We start from the raw sequence: 16389 nt of genomic DNA on the forward strand, positions 1-16389 counted from the left end.
GACGCTATCTCTCCTGGGTTGGGTGCAAATACTGGGCGGAAATAATTCCACGGCTCAACTTGTAACCGTAGCCACGGATGTTCTGAATGATATTTTCGCCATAGCGCGCCTTGATTTTGCTGCGCAGGCGGCTGATGGATTTTTCCAGGGCTCGGGAGTCGTAGAATTTGGTGTTGAGCCCCATAACATTGGCGATTTCATCGTGACTGAGCAGTCGGTTATAGATCAGTGCCTCGAGAACTTTCATTTCGATGAAGGAAATCTCAAGTTTCTGACCGTTGCCGTAAATGCACATCCGGTCCTGATCGAGAATAAGTTTGCAGCAGTCCAAGCGATACGTTTCATTGAGAAACGCCTCGACTAAACTCAACTTTTCTTCAGGGGAGGTTTCGGTGACTTTTAGGCAGTAGTCCGCGCCGGCCAAATAATATTTGGTTTTACTTTGAGTAGAGGCGAACGTGATGAAGACAACTATCAGGCCAGTCGGGTTTTTATGCCTGGTTTTTTTTATGATGTCCAGGGTTTGATTGCTGGCAGAAGGCGTGTCGATTTCTATGACGATGGCGCGATAATCGGCGTGATCTTCATGATGACCGACTAGTTGACCGTAGCTGCGTGTATCGACTTTTAAATCATTCGGTACAGTACGAACTATAAGTGCTCTGAAATCCTCAGTTTTAGACGCAGTCCGTGCAATAGCGAGGACGTTGGAAAAATGCATCACCTACTCCCTTTTCTGGCATGCAAGGCCGACAGTTCAATCGCCGCTAGCGTTAGATACTAATCGAATTGATTCCGCCAAAACGTGACAAATTTTAACATTCGTAGCTTTATTCTAAAGGCTGCGGCGGGGTGCGAGGGAGGTGTTGCGGGTGGGGCGTTTGCGTGGGTGTACACATATGCTAGTGCAGATTGTTAGTGTGCGATAAGTATCTTAGGTCAATTGGTTTTTAGGCCAATGGCGATTTAATTTTTCTATAAATGAGGCCGGGTGACGGGGCGACTAATTGCCTTAAACCGCCAGGAATTTGCCAGCGAAGCCAGCATCGGATCACTGCAGCTCGGCGCCACCGACGCCTGCCCGGTGCTGTCGATTCTGCGCTTTACCTGCGCGGTCCGCCCGGATCCGACGACGGCTTAAGCTAATTCTAAAAAGGTATTTATTACCGATTTTTAAGATCGTTTAGCTTGGTTGCTCCCCCAAGACGTTCATGGAGTGAGCCGCCGATGCTGCAATCAATCACCGCCTTGCCGCTGCTGGACCTGTCGCTGCTCGATGGCAGCCCGGCGCAGCGCAGCGCGTTTCTCGATGAGCTGCGTTTTGCCGCGCGGCATGTCGGCTTCTTCTACCTCACCGGTCACGGTATCGCCCCGGCATTGCTGGCCGAGGTGCAGCAGCAGGCGCGGGCTTTTTTCGCCTTGCCCGAGGCAGACAAGCTGGCCGTCGGGATGATCAACTCTCCGCACTTTCGCGGCTATAACCGCGCGGCCTCGGAAATCACCCGGGGCCAGCCGGACCTGCGTGAGCAGTTCGACGTCGGTGCCGAGCGCGAACCCTTGGCCGTCGCGCAACACCCCGCGGCCTGGGCGCGCCTGCAAGGCCCCAATCAATGGCCGGCGGCGCTGCCCGAGCTCAAACCTCGGGTGTTGGCCTGGCAGCACGCGATGACCCGGATGTCGTTGCGCCTGCTGCGCGCGTTCGCCCAGGCCTTGTCCCTGCCCGAAAATGCGTTCGACGCGCTGTACGGCGACAAGCCCAACGAACATATCAAGCTGATCCGCTACCCCGGTCGCCACGCCGGGCAGAGTCGCCAGGGCGTTGGCGCGCACAAGGACTCCGGCTTCCTGAGTTTCCTGCTGCAAGACCAGCAGGCCGGTTTGCAGGTGGAAGTGGAGGAGGGGCGCTGGATCGACGCCGCGCCGCGGCCCGACACGCTGGTGGTGAACATCGGCGAATTGCTCGAGCTGGCCAGTAACGGCTATCTGCGCGCCACGGTCCACCGCGTGGTGTCGCCGCCGGTGGGCCGCGAGCGCGTGTCCCTGGCGTTTTTCCTCGGCGCGCAGCTGGATGCGGTGGTGCCGGTGTACCCGCTGGCGCCCGAACTGCTGCGCGATGCCCACGGCCCCACCAGCGACCCGCGCAACCCGTTGCTGCGCGACGTCGGCTGGAACTACCTCAAGGGCCGCCTGCGTTCCCACCCGGATGTGGCCCAGCGTTTCTACGCCGACGCCACACTGCCCCATGCACTGTCCGCCTGATCAGGAGATCACTCTGTTGAAGACCTTCACACTTACCCTGGCGACCTTGCTGAGCGCTTTCAATGTGGCGGCCGCCGATGCCTTGCGCGTCGCCGCCGACCCGATTCCCCATGCGCAAATCCTCGAATACGTGCAGAAGCTCGACCCGGACCTGAAGCTGAACATCATCGAGATCCCCAGCGGCGTGAACTCCAATGAGTTGCTGGCCCATGGCGATGTCGACGCCAATTACTTCCAGCACCTGCCGTATCTCAAGGCCCAGGAACAGGCGCTCGGCCAGGCGTTCGCGGTGGCGGCCACCGTGCATATCGAACCGTTGGGGATCTATTCGCACCGCCACACCCGCTTCGACCAGGTGCCGGACAAAGGCACCGTCGCCGTGCCGAATAACGTCACCAACCTCAGCCGCGCCCTGTACCTGTTGCAAGCCAATGGCCTGATCACCCTCAAGCCGGGCTTCAACGATGCGTCCAAGGACCAGGCCACGCCCAAGGACATCGCCGAGAACCCCAAGCACCTGAAGATCCTGGAAATCGAATCACCGCAGATTCCCCGGGCGCTGGAGGATGTCGACCTGGCAGTGATCAATGGCAACTTCGCCCTGGAAGCCGGGCTGCAACCGGCCAAGGATGCGCTGGGGCTGGAGAAGGCTCAGGGCAACCCTTACGCAAATATCCTGGTGACCACGCCCAAACTGGCGCAGGACCCGCGCATCCAGCAACTGGCCAAAGACCTGCGCTCGCCGGCGGTGGCCAAGTTCATCAGCGAGAAATATGCCGGCTCGGTGATCCCGGTGGCGCTCGAATGATCGTCGTCGAGGGTGTCAGCAAAACCTACGCCGACGGCCAGCCGGCGGCGCTGGACAACGTGTCGTTGCAGATCGCCGATGGTTCGATCTTTGGCATCGTCGGCCGCAGCGGCGCCGGTAAAAGCACGTTGCTGCGCTGCCTTAATCTGTTGGAGCGGCCGACGTCCGGGCGCATCCTCATGGATGGCCAGGACCTGACCCGGTTAACCGGCAAGGCGCTGCGCCAGCAACGCCAGCGCATCGGCATGATCTTCCAGGGGTTCAACCTGCTGCACTCGCGCAACGTGGCGGATAACGTCGCGGTGCCGTTGGAGATTGCCGGGGTGCCCAAGGCCGAGCGCGTCGCGCGGGTGGCGCAGTTGCTGGCGTTGGTTGGCTTGAGCGACAAGGCGGCGGCGTTTCCGTCGCAACTCTCCGGTGGGCAGAAGCAGCGTGTCGGCATCGCTCGCGCACTGGCCGCGCGCCCGGCGTATTTATTGTCGGATGAAGCCACCAGCGCCCTGGACCCGGAAACCACCGCTTCGATCCTGGCGCTGTTGCGCGATATCAACCGGCAACTGGGGGTGACCATCGTGTTGATCACCCATGAGCTGGATGTGGTCAAGGCGATCTGCGACAGCGCAGTTTCCCTGGCGGCGGGGCGCGTGTTGGAAAGCGGCACGCTGCTGCAACTGCAGGCCGACCCGTCCTCGCGCCTGGGCCGTGCGCTGGCGCCCAACCTGCAGGTGGTGAGGGCGGGATGAAAACCGACTGGGATGAAGTTCTCCAACTGCTGCTCAACGCCACCGGCGAAACCCTGTACATGGTGCTGCTGGCGGGGCTGTTCACCTTGTTGATCGGCCTGCCATTGGGCGTGCTGCTGTTTATCAGCCGCGCGGGTGGGCTGTTCCCGCTGCCAAGGCTCAACCGTGCGTTGGGTGCGGTGATCAACCTCGGGCGTTCGCTACCGTTTGTGGTGATGCTGATCGCGCTGATTCCGCTGACCCGCCTGATTGTCGGCACCACCCTGGGCAGCACGGCGGCGGTGGTGCCGATCACCATCGGTGCTTTTCCGTTTTTCGCACGTATCGTCGAGACCGCCCTGGATGACGTGGACAAGGGCCGCATCGAGGCAATCGTGGCCATGGGCGGCGATATCCGCCATGTGATTTTCAAGGTGCTGCTGCCCGAAGCCTTGCCGGCGCTGGTGGCCGGGGTCACGTTGACCCTGGTGATGCTGATCGGCTTTTCCTCCATGGCCGGGGTGATCGGCGGCGGTGGGTTGGGCGACTTGGCGATTCGCTACGGCTACCAGCGTTTCAACAACCAGATCATGGTGGTGACGGTGGTGGTGTTGGTGGTGCTCGTGCAGGGCGTGCAAAGCCTGGGCGATCGCTGCGTCAGGTCGTTGGCGCATCGCCGATGAGCCTTCATGTCGATAGTGATCGCGGCTCGCGCACAGCCTTGAGCAACAGCGTTTCGAAGGCTTGTTGCACCCCGGGCCCGTCACTGTGGGCCACATTGAAGCGCATCGAATCAGGCAGCGCCGGGTCGTAACCGAACAATGCCCCCGGTGCCAGCACCATGTTCTGCTTCAACGCCTCCTGGGCCAGTTGTTCGCCGTTCACCCCCGGCGGCAGGCGGGCCCAGATGAACATGCCGCCTTCATACGCCATCGGCAATTGACAGCCGCAGCGCTTGAGCCATTGTTCGACACGCGCACCGGCTTCCAGCAAGCGCTGCACCATGCGCTTGCGGTGCCGGGCGTAACTGCCTTCGCTGAGCATGCGGTAGACGATCTGCTCGAACAGCTCCGAGGTCACGCCGCCGCTCATCAACTTCATATGGGTCAGGTTGGCCGCCAGTTGCGGCGCGGCCACCACGTAGCTGACGCGGGTGTTGGCGCTGAGGATTTTCGAGAAGCCCGACAGGTAGGTGACCTGGTCCAGGCCGGCGATGGTGGCCAGGCGCGGCGGCGGGTTGGGATGCAGGTCGCCGTAGAGGTCATCCTCGACGATATGGCAGTGGTACTGGCGGGTCAGTTGCAGCAGACGAAACGCCTGGCTGGGGCTGAAAGAGTGCCCGGTGGGGTTATGCAACACACTGGTGGTGAGGTACAGGCTGGGGCGATGTTCGGCCAGCAACTGTTCGAGGGCGTCGAAATCGAAGCCATCCGGGCGCCGCTCGATCGTCACCACCTTGACCCCGTGCAGGGCCAGGTTGGCGTGGAAGTTGAAGTAGCAGGGCGCGTCGAGCAGCACCGTGTCGCCGGGGCGGGCGAGCAAGCGCATGAGCATGTCCAGGCCTTGCAGGGTGTTGGGCGTGGTGATGATTTGCTCCACCGGCACCGACAACCCTTCGGCATGCAGTTTGTGTTGCAATGCCTGGCGCAACGGCAGGAACCCGGCCGGCGTGCCCATCCCGGCAAGGCGCAGCGACGGCGCGCGCACCACGCTACGCAAGGCTTGGCGAAGCGCCTCGCTGTTCAGCCACTCCTCCGGCAAATGCCCGCCACCGGGGCGCAGATCTCCATTGACGGTGACCAACGGCCGGCGTAACACGCTGAGCAAGTCCTGGGGCAACAGGTCGACCCAGCTCGTCGAGGCGGCGCGGATGATGTCTGTTGTCACAAAGTGGCCAAGGCCCTGGCTCGAGGTCAACAGGTTGCGCCCGCGCAGGCGGTCCAGCGCTTCGTTGAGGGTGAACTTGCTCACGCCCAGGGTCTGGGTCAGTTCACGCACCGACGGCAACTTGCTGCCGGGCGCCCATTCGCCGTTCTCGATGGCCTGGCTGAACGCCTCGACGATCTGTTGCACCTTGGGTGCGCCAGCCCGAAAGGCGATGGCGGATACAAACATGCGGCTTCCTTGTCTTTGCTGGTGATTTTACCGGTGAAGTAGGGCCGGATTAGGCCTTACTTTACCTGCCCTGCGCAATGCCGCGGCCCTAGACTGCCGGCTATCCGGCCACTTTCCGGCTGTCTTCCCAAGGTCCAAGGCTATGACAAGCGCGTTGACGCTCTCTTCGTTTCTCTACTTTCTGCTGTTTTGCGCCACCGTAACGTTCAGCCCCGGCCCCATGACCTTGCTGCTGCTGAGCCTGGGCTTGAAGGACGGCTTGCGCGGCTCGATCCCGGCGCAGCTCGGCGCCAGTGTGTCGTACCTGGTCTCTATCCTGATCTTTGCCGTGGGTTTCTCGGAGTTGATCAAAGGCAACCTCGCCATCACCCAGGGTATCCAGATGGTCGGCGTCGCCTACATTCTCTACCTGGCCTACAAACAGTGGACCGGCAGCGGCGTGTCCATCGACGGGGTCGTTGCCGTGGAAGGCGCACGCAGTCTGTTCGGCAAGGGCTTGCTGACCGGGTTTTCCAACCCCAAGGCGATCATTATGTTCAGCGCCGTGTTCCCACAATTCGCCGGGGCCGGGGAGCACAACTCGATGGCGGACATCGCTATCCTCGGGCTGACCTTTCTGGTGCTGCAGTTTGCCAGTGGCTGCCTGTATGGCTATTTTGGCCAGCGCATCAAGCCGGTACTGGAAAACCCCCGGCGGCGGGTCTGGTTGCAACGGATCACGGCATTGTTGTTGCTGGGCGTCGCCGGGATGCTGGCGCGGGGCTTTTCCCACTGACGGCGCTGAGCTTACAAGGGGTAGTGGCGATATGCTGTTGCCCTGATAGACTCCAGGCACCTACCCAGGATCGCACCTCACCATGCCAGCCGCCGGAGGAAATGGAGTTCCGCTCGCTACCCGCTTGTACAAAACCCGCACGTTGGGGCTGACACTTGGCTTTGCCTGCGTGGCCTTTGGCATGTCTGCGTTGAACCCACCGCTTTGGGTGTGGGCGTTGATGCTGATCAACGGCTTTGTCTGGCCGCACCTGGCTTATCAATGGGCACGCCGCAGCGCCAACACATTGCGTTGCGAGCGCCACAACCTGCTGTTCGATTCGTTTTGCGGTGGCTTCTGGGTCGGTGCCATGCACTTCAACCCACTGCCCAGCGTCACCACGTTGTCGATGATGACCATGAACAATGTGGCCATCGGTGGTCCCCGTTTCATGCTGGCGGGCTGGGTGGCGCAGGCGTTGGGCGTCGGCGTGTCGCTGCTGATCTTCACCCCGGCCTTCATCGGCATGACCAGCCAGGCGCAGTTGTATGCCTGTTTACCGATCCTGATGCTGTATCCGCTGGCCCTGGGCTGGATTTGCTATCGCCAGGCGGTGTCCCTGGCCGGGCACAAGCGTGAGCTGCTGGCCCTGAGTCGCACCGACAGCTTGTCCGGCCTGCTCAACCATGGCGCGTGGAAGGGCCATCTGGACATCGAGTTCCAGCGCTGCCACGGCGGGCAGCAGGGCGCGGTGATTGCCCTGATCGACATCGATCATTTCAAAGTGATCAACGACACCTACGGCCATGTCACCGGCGATCTCGTCCTGCGCCAGCTCAGCAAAGTGCTGCGCCAGAACCTGCGCGCCACCGACCTGGCCGGACGCTACGGCGGTGACGAGTTCTGCGTGATCCTGCCGGACGTGCCGCTCAACCGCGCCACGCAAGTGATGGATACCCTGCGCGATCGCTTCAATGCGCTGGCCTATGCCCAGGACCCGACCCTGCGTGTCAGCTTGAGCATCGGCCTGGCGCCTTATCGGGTCGGGCATAGCGATTCGACCAGTTGGCTCAACGATGCCGACCAGGCGTTATACGACGCCAAGAGCAGCGGGCGCAATCGGGTCAGCGCGGTGCAGGGGCCTTGGTTGAGGTCGGTCTAGTGGGACGGCGTCCCCAGCCAGCAAAAACAAACTGAGGACGTGCTGATTGTCCTATGCATAGAACGAACAACGCCGCGGTTGCCGGCTAGTCCCCAAGGCCCTTGGGACTTATGGTGTAGGCACTTTGGAGGTACACCATGAAAAAACTCATCGGCATCTACACCAGCCCCCGCGCCCACTGGGTCGGCGACGGTTTTCCGGTACGCACGCTGTTTTCCTACGACACCCTGGGCAAGCACATCAGCCCCTTCCTGTTGTTGGACCACGCGGGCCCGGCCGATTTCACCCCGACCACACAACGTCGCGGCGTCGGCCAGCACCCGCATCGCGGCTTTGAAACCGTGACCATCGTCTACGACGGCGAAGTCGAGCACCGCGACTCCACCGGGGCTGGCGGCACGATCGGCCCCGGCGACGTGCAATGGATGACCGCCGCCAAGGGCATCCTCCACGAAGAGTTCCACTCCGAAGCCTTCGCCCGTAGCGGCGGGGTGCTGGAGATGGTGCAACTGTGGGTCAACCTGCCGGCCAAGGACAAAATGGCCGACGCCGGTTACCAGACGATTGTCGACAGCGATATTCCGCTGCTGCCGCTGGCCAATGAGGCTGGCCAGCTGCGCCTGATTGCCGGTGAGTTCGCAGGCACCAAAGGCCCGGCGCGCACCTTCACGCCGATCGACGTGTGGGACCTGCGCCTCAACGCCGGCAAGGCGCTGACCCTGGACCTGCACGCCGGACGCAACACCGCGCTGGTGATCTTGCGCGGTACGGTGCTGGTCAATGGCGAAGAAATCGCGCGCCAGGGGCAATTGGCACTGTTTGAGCGCGACGGCACGCAACTGTCGCTGGAATCCAGCGACGACGCCAGGGTGCTGTTGCTCAGTGGCGAGCCGATCGACGAGCCGATCATCGGCCATGGTCCGTTCGTGATGAATACTGAGCAGGAAATCCATCAGGCGTTTGCTGATTTTAACTCCGGTCATTTCGGGCAGATGCAGCGCTGAAAGGTTGACGCCAAGCCTAATGTGGGAGCGGGCAAGCCCCCACATGCGTAATTGCATGGACTTGACCCGTGAGGCCGAGAGTGGTCGTTATGCTGTAAACGTTCGGCGGCGATCATGAGTTCGAACCGGCAGACTCTTCTTTGCGGACATGATCCGTATGCTTCCTTGGAAAATGCTTACAAGCCTGCCGACGCAACTTTCTATTTTCCGGCTTCTTGGTCAGCTTCGAGAATCAAGCTCGGGGATGGGCCGCGAGCCTTTGCGAACCACCACAGGGCAAATGTCCCAAGAATAGTCGTTAACACGGCCAAAATCAGGATTACGGTCTGGGTGCCCAAGGGCGCAGCTAACAAAGCCACCAGTAAACCTGCCAGAGGCTGGGACATGTTGTTCAGCAGCGTGATCACACCTACCGTCTTACCGAAGTCCTGAGGCGGTATCACCCGCTGCCGGATAGTGCGTATGTAGACGTTGAACATTTTGTCGAAGCCTGCAATCAGCAGGAAACCCAGCACATAGCCGAGCAGACTCGGACTCAGGGCGCTGATGAATGCCCCCGTTGCGATCATCGAATATCCGACACCCCCGAGGACTCGCAGAGGCAGCACCACCCGAGCGAGAAGGAACAGGATCACGATTGTTGTCACCGCACCCGCCGCCTGAAGCCCTGCATAGCTATCCTTGCCGGCGCTGTACTGGCCGATCACCATGGCCGCCGAAGTTGCCAAGGTGACACCAACGATCAGGTTGACGCCTACCGCCAGAATGATGATTTTTTTCAATTCCGCCAGGCTACGGATATGCCCAAAAGCGATCCTCAAGGGCTGCAGCCAGATGTCTTGATGCTGCTCGAACACCTCTAGCGTCATACGGCTAAGACGTTGCCACGCCAGTATGCTCAGGTCTGCCAGCAGGAACAATCCGGCGATCCAAAGCACCACCCAATGCCAAGCCCAAACCTCAAGCATCAGTGCCGCCACCAGAGGCCCGAGGACCAGTCCCGCCTGGTCGGCGATCTGGGAGTAGGACAACGTCTTGGTGTAGCTGTAGTGCTGGAAGATATGCGGCATCAGCACTTCGCGAGCCATGATGCCTTGCGTGGTCAGCACTCCGCACAGTGCCGACAGCACCACTACCCAACCGATGCCACCAAAGATTCCGTAGAGCACCACCCCCAGCACACAGAGCAATGCCCGGTAGACCTGACTGATATGCAGGATCTTAATAGGCGGGTACTTGTCGCACAGCGCGCCGCACAGCGGGAACGCGAGAAATCGCGGCAGCGATTCGACGAAAAACGCTAGCCCTGCCCATGAAGCGCTATTGGTGGTCTGGAACACCACCAGCGGCACAATAAACAACAGGATCTGATCCGCCAGCCTCGATAGAAAGAGCGAGATAAAAAAGGCGAGGTAATCCTTACGCATAGGGAACTCCTTTGTGTAAGCGACGTGGCATAGCGGTCTGAAGAAACATCAGTATGAGTTTACAAGGTGTCTAGATAATCCGGCGCGATGCAAACGCCTGGTCAGTGCTGATGCAATCAGGTGCTCAGATACGGTGCAATTTCCCACCCGCATTTTGCTCCGCGCTATACCCCCACATCCCCATTTCATGCGATCTTCTCGGCATTCACCCTGGAGTCGCCTGGATGCCCTCATTTATCGCTGATCACCCCATGTTGTGCGCCCTGGCGCTGATCTTTATCGACATCGGCGTGTGGCGCTTGATTTCCGCTGAGCTGGCCAATTGGAAGCTGGCGGCGCGGTTGGTGATTTTTGCGGTGTTCAGCGCCGTGTTGTTCAACGACGGCATGAACCCGATGCTCGTCGCGCCGTATGCCGACAACACCGCGCTGCACCTGGCCGCCACCGCGTTGCAGATCGGTTGGTGGCTGTTCGCGGCGCGGACCCTGACGGTGTTGCTCGGCGCGGTGATGATGCAGCGCGTGGGCCACACCGGTCGGCTGTTGCAGGACCTGCTGGGCGCGGTGATTTTCCTGATTGCGATCATCGCCGCCATGGCCTACGTGCTCGACCTGCCGGTCAAGGGCGTGCTCGCCACCTCCGGTGCGGTGGCGATCATCGTCGGCCTGGCGCTGCAAAGCACCCTCAGCGATGTGTTTTCCGGGATCGTGCTCAACACCACCAAGCCGTACCAGCTCGATGACTGGATTTCCATCGACGGCACCGAGGGGCGCGTCACCGATATCGATTGGCGCGCTACGCGGTTGCAGACCTCCCAGGGCAGCATGGCGGTGATCCCCAATTCGTTGGCGGCCAAGGCCAAGATCGTCAACTTTTCGCGCCCGGCGGATATGTTCGGCCTGTCGGTCTGCCTGCAAGTCAGCCCCCACGCCCGCCCGCAGACGGTGATCGAGGCGCTGGAGCGGGCGATGCAAGGGTGCCGGCCGCTGCTGGCCAAACCGGCGCCGAGCGTGGCGTTCAAAACCTCGGCCAGCGACGGCGTGGAGTATGAAATCAGCGGCTTTGTGCCGTCGATGCCGCTCAAGCGCGAAGTGCGCAACCAGCTGTACGACCTGGCTTTCCGGCACTTGCAGGCGGCGGGCGTCGGTTTGCTGTCTGCCACCGAAAGCAGCACGCCGCCGGCGCTGTCGGGGGCGCGGGCGTTGCTGGAGCGCTCGTCGATTTTCTCCACCTTGCGCCAGGAAGAGAAAGACACCTTCAGCCAGAACATGACCCTGCACAGCTACCGTGCCGGCGCGGTGATCCTGCCGGCGGGGGAGGTCAGCGATCATTTGTTTATCGTCGAATCCGGCGTGGTCTCGGTGATGCTGGACAAGGCTGGGCACATGTTCGAAGCCGGGCGCATGGGGCCGGGGGAGGTGATCGGCGAGGCTGGGATCTTGTCCGACGAGGCCACGCTGGCGGACTTTCGCGCCAAGACCTTCTGCACCCTCTATCGCATCGAGAAGGAATACCTCAAGCCGTGCCTGGATGCGCGGCATGACATCGGCGAAGCGATGAAAGCGCTGCTGGATTTCCGCATACATGCGGCGCAGACCCTGACCCAGGAAGCACCGGTGGTGCCGGTGAAGAAGGGGTTCCTGCAGTGGTTGCGCAAGCGCCGGCTGTAGTGCGATCAGGGTGCCGGGGCGAGGCGGCAACGCTCGTCGAAATCCTCGGCCAACTGCGCCAGCGTCACATCCCCCAGCCGCGCCAGTAACAGTGCCTGGGCCTGGTCGAACGCGTCGCTCAGTGCCGCGTTCACTGCCTGTTCCACCAGGCATTGCGGGTGGTCGGTGGACAGGCCGATGGCAAATATCGACGGCGTACCCAAGGCATTGTGGATATCCAGCAAGGTGATTTCACTCAAGGGTTTGCCCAGGGTCCAGCCGCCCTGATGACCTTTTTCCGAGCGGACATAGCCTTTTTCCTTGAGCAGCCCCAGTGTGCGCCGCACCACCACCGGGTTGGTGCCGAGCATCTGCGCGATGGTCTCCGAGGTGGCGCGCGCTTCATGGCGGTCCATATGGATCAGCACGTGCAGCATGCGCGAGAGGCGGGTGTCGTTTCTCATCAAAAAACCTCAAGTCGATTCGGTCGAAAGTATCCTTCGTAACCCAAAAAGTTGCGAGACACTTGACGTGCTATTTTTACGTAACTTATGGTGTGTCGTGAAAGCGCGCGGATAACCGCGCGCACCTGACAAGGGGCACTTTCATGATGCATGACGTCATTATCGTGGGCGGCAGCTATGCCGGCTTGTCCGCCGGCCTGCAATTGGCGCGGGCGCGACGCAAGGTTCTGGTGATCGACGCGGGGCAGCGGCGCAATCGGTTTGCCGCCACCGCCCATGGCTTTTTCGGCCAGGACGGCCAGGCGCCGGACGTCATTGCCGCCGAAGGTCGCAGCCAACTGATGGAGTATCCGAGCGTCACCTGGGTGCAGGACAGCGTATTACAGGCGGCTACGGCACCGGGCGGCTTCAGGGTGCACACGCAATACAACGGCGGATTCGAGGGGCGACGCCTGATCCTCGCCACCGGGGTGGTGGATGAATTGCCCGCCCTCGAAGGCTTGGCGGAACGCTGGGGCAAGCACGTGTTTCATTGCCCTTACTGCCACGGCTATGAGCTGGATCAAGGCCGCATCGGTGTGTTGGCCACCTCGCCGCTGGCGATGCACCATGCGCTGATGTTGCCGGACTGGGGCACCACCACCTTGTTCACCAACGGCGTGTTCACCCCGGATGCCGAGCAACAGGCGCAGTTGGATCGGCGCGGGGTCCGCGTGGAGCGCACGGCGGTGACCCGGATCAGCGGTGAGCGCGTGGCTCTGGAACTGGCCGATGGCCGCGTGATTCAGCTGGACGGCGTATTCACGATGTCCCGCACTCGCCTCAGCCCCTTGGCCGAGCAGTTGGGCTGTGTGCTGGCCGACGGCCCCACCGGCCCGTACCTGCACACCAACGAAACCCGCCAGACCTCCGTGGCTGGCGTGTTTGCCGGTGGCGATGCGTCCCTTGCCGCCGGTTCCGTGGCGCTGGCGGTGGCCGAGGGCGTGCGCGCCGGGGTGGGCGCGCACGTTTCGTTGATCCACGGTTGAGGCTGGCCGGGATCGGCGCTCAGCGCACCAGGCACGGGCGCTTGTTATCGAAACTCCAACCGGGGATCAGAAACTGCATGGCCACGCTGTCATTGCGCGCACCCAGGCCCATGCCTTTGTAGCGTTCGTGAGCCTGGGCCACCGCGTCCATGTCGATCTCGACACCCAGTCCCGGCTTGGTAGGCACCTGGATGTGACCGTCGACAATCTGCAACGGCGCCTTGGTCAGGCGCTGGCCGTCCTGCCAGATCCAGTGAGTGTCGATCGCGGTGATGTCGCCCGGTGCGGCGGCGGCCACCTGGGTGAACATCGCCAGGGAAATATCGAAGTGATTGTTGGAATGCGAGCCCCAGGTCAGGCCCCATTCATGGCACATCTGCGCCACGCGCACCGAGCCTTGCATCGTCCAGAAGTGCGGGTCGGCGAGGGGAATGTCCACCGATTGCAACTGGATCGCGTGGCCCATTTCGCGCCAGTCGGTGGCGATCATATTGGTGGCGGTGGGCAGGCCGGTGGCGCGGCGGAATTCAGCCATGACTTCGCGGCCCGAATAGCCGTTTTCCGCGCCGCACGGGTCTTCGGCGTAGGCCAATACGTGATGCTGGTCGCGGCACAGGGCGATGGCTTCCTTGAGTGACCAGGCGCCGTTCGGGTCCAGGGTGATGCGTGCGTCGGGGAAGCGCTCGGCGAGGGCCGTGACCGCTTCGATTTCTTCGGCGCCGCGCAACACGCCGCCCTTGAGCTTGAAGTCGTTGAAGCCGTACTTGGCCTGGGCGGCTTCGGCCAGGCGCACGATGGCGGCCGGCGTCAGGGCCGGTTCATGGCGCAGGCGGCACCAATTGTCGCCATCGGCTTCGCTGCGATAGGCCAGGTCGGTCTGCTGGCGGTCGCCGATGTAGAACAGGTAGCCGAGCATCTTCACCGCGTCGCGCTGCTGGCCTTCGCCGAGCAGGGCGGCCACCGGCACTTCAAGGAACTGGCCGAGCAGATCGAGCAGCGCCGCTTCCATCGCGGTGACGGCGTGGATGGTGATGCGCAGGTCGAACGTCTGCAGGCCGCGGCCGCCGCTGTCGCGGGCGGCAAAGGTGCGGCGCATGGCATTGAGAATGCTCTGGTACGCGCCGATCGGCTTGCCGATCACCAGGCTGCGCGCGTCTTCCAGGGTTTCGCGGATGCGTTCGCCGCCCGGTACTTCGCCCACGCCGATGTGCCCGGCGCTGTCCTTGAGAATCACGATATTGCGCGTGAAAAACGGCCCGTGGGCGCCGCTGAGGTTGAGCAGCATGCTGTCGTGGCCGGCCACCGGGATCACTTGCAGGTGGGTGACGATGGGGGCATGGCTGGCGTGGTGCTGGTGTTCTGTATTCATCAAAACGCTTCCTTATTTGCTCAAGACGGGGGCGGGGTGCAGCACGCTCGGGCTCTGGGCGCCGGGCCGGGTCTTGGCGAAGAACACCAGGATGGCCGCGAGGATCGAGGTGCCGGCCAGCCCATACAAACCACCCTGGATCGACCCGGTGGTCTGCTCCAGAAAGCCGAAGGTGGTGGGCGCGACAAACCCGCCGAGGTTGCCGATGGAGTTGATCAGCGCGATCACCGCCGCGGCGATGCGCGCATCGAGGTAGCCCTGGGGGATCGGCCAGAACAGCGACGATGCCGACTTGAACCCGATCGCCGCAAAACAGATGGCGACAAAGGCAAAGATCGGCCCGCCGGTGGTGGAGAAAAACATTCCCGCCGCGGCAATCAACAGCGCCGTGGCCACCCACGCCTGTTGGTGCTTGTACTTGCCGGCCAGGGCCGCGAACGAATACATGGCGATGATCGAAATCAGCCAGGGAATGGAATTGTAGAAACCCACCTGGATGTCACTCAGGTCGCCCATCTTCTTGATGATGCTCGGCAGCCAGAACGTGGCGGCGTAGATGGTCAGTTGGATGCAGAAATACAGGGCGCAGAACAGCATGATCTGGCGGTCCTTGAGCAGTGTGCCCAGGCTCGGCTTGACCGTCGTGGCGGCGTCACGCTCGCGTTGTTCGCGTTCGATCTCGCCCACCAGCGCGTCCTGTTCGGCGCGGCTGAGCCACTTGGCGTCATGGGGTTTGGAGTCGAGCCAGAACCACACGAAAAAGCACAACAGCACCGAGGCCATGCCTTCGATGATGTACATCCATTGCCAGCCGTGCAGGCCCAGCCCGCTGATTTGCAGCAGCACGCCGGACAGCGGGCCGGAGATCAGCGAGGCCAGGGCCGAGCCGCTGAGGAAGATCGCAATCGCCTTGCCGCGCTCCACCCCGGGCAGCCAGCGGGTGAAGTAGTAGATCACCCCCGGAAAGAACCCGGCCTCGGCCACGCCCAGCAGAAAACGCAGGATATAGAAGTGGGTTTCGTTCTGGATAAAGGCCATCAGCGTCGCGGTGATGCCCCAGGTGAACATGATGCGGGTCAGCCAGATACGCGCGCCGACTTTTTGCAGCAGCAGGTTGGAGGGCACTTCGAACAACGCATAACCGATGAAGAACAAGCCGGCGCCGAAACCGTAAGCGGCCGCGCCGATGCCCAGGTCGTGTTCCATGTGGGTGCGGACAAAGCCGATGTTGACGCGGTCGATGTAGTTGACGATGAACATGATCACGAACAGTGGCAGCACATGCTGCTTCACTTTCTTGATCGCGCGGGCCAGGACGGGGTCGAGGGCAGGCGCAGCTGTCGCAGGGTTGGAAGAGGTCACGGGGTAGAACTCCCACGGATTATTGTTGTGCGGGGATGGGTTCAGGGCTGCCGGGGGTGCCTGGCAACTTGATAGACATCATACAACTGCTTTTTTCCGCGTCGCAACGTAAATTTTGGCTGTACGAGCACGCGACAGGGCTGGCAATCCTGTTTTACAGGCGTCATAGCGCATGAAATCAATCGCGCCGATACAATCGCAGGCAAATCGGCTCCCGTGAAAACGCGGCGCAGTTGTGGCGGAATTTGTTTGTTGTCATACAAGTA

General features: G+C 61.7%; 15 protein-coding genes. 9 read left to right on the forward strand and 6 right to left on the reverse strand.

Annotated elements, in window-relative coordinates; translation table 11 throughout:
- Window positions 1-4 precede the first annotated feature (4 nt).
- Complete coding sequence (locus tag JN756_RS13155; protein ID WP_057004815.1) at window positions 5-721, reverse strand: winged helix-turn-helix domain-containing protein; 717 nt, start codon at window positions 719-721, stop codon at window positions 5-7.
- A gap of 506 nt (window positions 722-1227) precedes the next feature.
- Here JN756_RS13155 and JN756_RS13160 point away from each other — a divergent pair.
- Genes JN756_RS13160 through JN756_RS13175 form a run of 4 tightly spaced genes read left to right on the forward strand, consistent with a single transcriptional unit; the run spans window position 1228 to window position 4472 of the window.
- The gene (locus JN756_RS13160) at window positions 1228-2259 is read left to right on the forward strand and encodes an isopenicillin N synthase family dioxygenase (protein ID WP_046383820.1); all 1032 of its coding nucleotides are present in this window, start codon (window positions 1228-1230) and stop codon (window positions 2257-2259) included.
- Between the two features lie 13 nt (window positions 2260-2272).
- Window positions 2273-3067 (forward strand): MetQ/NlpA family ABC transporter substrate-binding protein, encoded by a 795-nt coding sequence (locus tag JN756_RS13165; RefSeq protein ID WP_201022298.1) that lies wholly within the window; start codon window positions 2273-2275, stop codon window positions 3065-3067.
- On the forward strand, window positions 3064-3810 hold the full coding sequence (locus JN756_RS13170) for a methionine ABC transporter ATP-binding protein (protein ID WP_082107772.1): 747 nt from the start codon (window positions 3064-3066) through the stop codon (window positions 3808-3810). Before JN756_RS13165 ends, JN756_RS13170 begins: the two co-directional genes overlap by 4 nt.
- Window positions 3807-4472 (forward strand): methionine ABC transporter permease, encoded by a 666-nt coding sequence (locus JN756_RS13175; RefSeq protein ID WP_057004814.1) that lies wholly within the window; start codon window positions 3807-3809, stop codon window positions 4470-4472. Before JN756_RS13170 ends, JN756_RS13175 begins: the two co-directional genes overlap by 4 nt.
- Before the next feature lie 4 nt (window positions 4473-4476).
- Here the strand turns inward: JN756_RS13175 and JN756_RS13180 are convergent, their stop codons facing one another.
- Window positions 4477-5904, reverse strand: coding sequence for an aminotransferase-like domain-containing protein (locus tag JN756_RS13180; protein WP_201022156.1), 1428 nt, complete (start codon window positions 5902-5904; stop codon window positions 4477-4479).
- 142 nt (window positions 5905-6046) lie between these two features.
- On the opposite strand from JN756_RS13180, the gene JN756_RS13185 reads away from it, so the two are divergent.
- The 3 genes from JN756_RS13185 to JN756_RS13195 all read left to right on the forward strand — a co-directional run bounded on the left by JN756_RS13185 (window position 6047) and on the right by JN756_RS13195 (window position 8824).
- On the forward strand, window positions 6047-6679 hold the full coding sequence (locus JN756_RS13185) for a LysE family translocator (RefSeq protein WP_046383817.1): 633 nt from the start codon (window positions 6047-6049) through the stop codon (window positions 6677-6679).
- A gap of 82 nt (window positions 6680-6761) precedes the next feature.
- Window positions 6762-7820, forward strand: a complete 1059-nt coding sequence (locus JN756_RS13190) for a diguanylate cyclase (RefSeq protein WP_046383816.1) — start codon at window positions 6762-6764, stop codon at window positions 7818-7820.
- Window positions 7821-7957: 137 nt separating this feature from the next.
- A complete protein-coding gene (locus tag JN756_RS13195) occupies window positions 7958-8824 on the forward strand; it encodes a pirin family protein (protein WP_201022157.1) in 867 nt (288 codons plus the stop codon).
- Window positions 8825-9024: 200 nt separating this feature from the next.
- Here the strand turns inward: JN756_RS13195 and JN756_RS13200 are convergent, their stop codons facing one another.
- Window positions 9025-10251: an MFS transporter gene (locus tag JN756_RS13200; RefSeq protein ID WP_201022158.1), complete on the reverse strand. Its 1227-nt coding sequence runs from the start codon at window positions 10249-10251 to the stop codon at window positions 9025-9027.
- A gap of 224 nt (window positions 10252-10475) precedes the next feature.
- On the opposite strand from JN756_RS13200, the gene JN756_RS13205 reads away from it, so the two are divergent.
- Entirely contained in the window at window positions 10476-11921 is a 1446-nt protein-coding gene (locus tag JN756_RS13205) for a mechanosensitive ion channel family protein (protein ID WP_126589015.1), read from the forward strand.
- A gap of 5 nt (window positions 11922-11926) precedes the next feature.
- Here the strand turns inward: JN756_RS13205 and JN756_RS13210 are convergent, their stop codons facing one another.
- Window positions 11927-12364, reverse strand: coding sequence for an Rrf2 family transcriptional regulator (locus JN756_RS13210; RefSeq protein WP_046383812.1), 438 nt, complete (start codon window positions 12362-12364; stop codon window positions 11927-11929).
- A 143-nt stretch (window positions 12365-12507) separates the two neighbouring features.
- Between JN756_RS13210 and JN756_RS13215 the strand changes: the two genes are divergently transcribed.
- Window positions 12508-13392: an NAD(P)/FAD-dependent oxidoreductase gene (locus JN756_RS13215; RefSeq protein ID WP_201022159.1), complete on the forward strand. Its 885-nt coding sequence runs from the start codon at window positions 12508-12510 to the stop codon at window positions 13390-13392.
- A gap of 19 nt (window positions 13393-13411) precedes the next feature.
- Here JN756_RS13215 and gudD read toward each other — a convergent pair whose 3' ends face one another.
- Together gudD and JN756_RS13225 are read right to left on the reverse strand one after the other, a co-directional pair.
- Window positions 13412-14761 (reverse strand): glucarate dehydratase, encoded by a 1350-nt coding sequence (gene gudD, locus JN756_RS13220; protein ID WP_201022160.1) that lies wholly within the window; start codon window positions 14759-14761, stop codon window positions 13412-13414.
- Window positions 14762-14773: 12 nt separating this feature from the next.
- Window positions 14774-16123, reverse strand: a complete 1350-nt coding sequence (locus tag JN756_RS13225; protein WP_046383809.1) for an MFS transporter — start codon at window positions 16121-16123, stop codon at window positions 14774-14776.
- Window positions 16124-16389: the final 266 nt, after the last annotated feature.

The organism is Pseudomonas sp. Y39-6, from assembly GCF_023651955.1.
Classification (GTDB): domain Bacteria; phylum Pseudomonadota; class Gammaproteobacteria; order Pseudomonadales; family Pseudomonadaceae; genus Aquipseudomonas; species Aquipseudomonas veronii.